This is a genomic window from Frankia tisae (assembly GCF_025403405.1).
In the GTDB taxonomy this organism is placed as follows: domain Bacteria; phylum Actinomycetota; class Actinomycetes; order Frankiales; family Frankiaceae; genus Frankia; species Frankia tisai.
In genome coordinates this window covers 1-392 of record NZ_JANEZT010000859.1, presented here as the reverse complement: position 1 = coordinate 392, position 392 = coordinate 1, and the positions used below count along the sequence as shown (strand labels likewise).

The window sequence follows — 392 nt, the reverse complement described above, 5'->3', positions numbered from 1 at the left end:
ATCCAGAACCAGCAGGCGCTGAGCGTCGCGGACGTGGTGATGAACGACGCCTCGGTGCGCACGCTCACCTCGCGCGGCGGTTTCGGCGACGACTTCCAGATCCGCGGCTTCACCGTCTCCAACAGCGACATCAGCATGAACGGCCTGTTCGGCCTGGCGCCCTCCACGCGCGTGCCGCTCGAGATGATCAAGCGCGTGGAAGTGCTCAAGGGCCCGGGCGCGCTCGCCAACGGCGTCGGTCCCAATGGCAGCATCGGCGGCAGCATCAACGTGGTCACCAAGCGCGCCTCCGACATTCCGCTCACGCGCGTCACCGGCACCTACATGGGCAAAGCGCAGTTCGGCACGCACATCGACGTGGGCCGCCGCTTCGGCGAGGACAACCAGTGGGG

General features: G+C 67.6%; 1 protein-coding gene. It reads left to right on the top strand.

Annotation, left to right across the window (positions count from 1 at the left end):
* The coding region (locus tag NBZ85_RS34310; protein WP_261563533.1) for a TonB-dependent receptor plug domain-containing protein at positions 1-392 on the top strand (392 nt) is incomplete at both ends.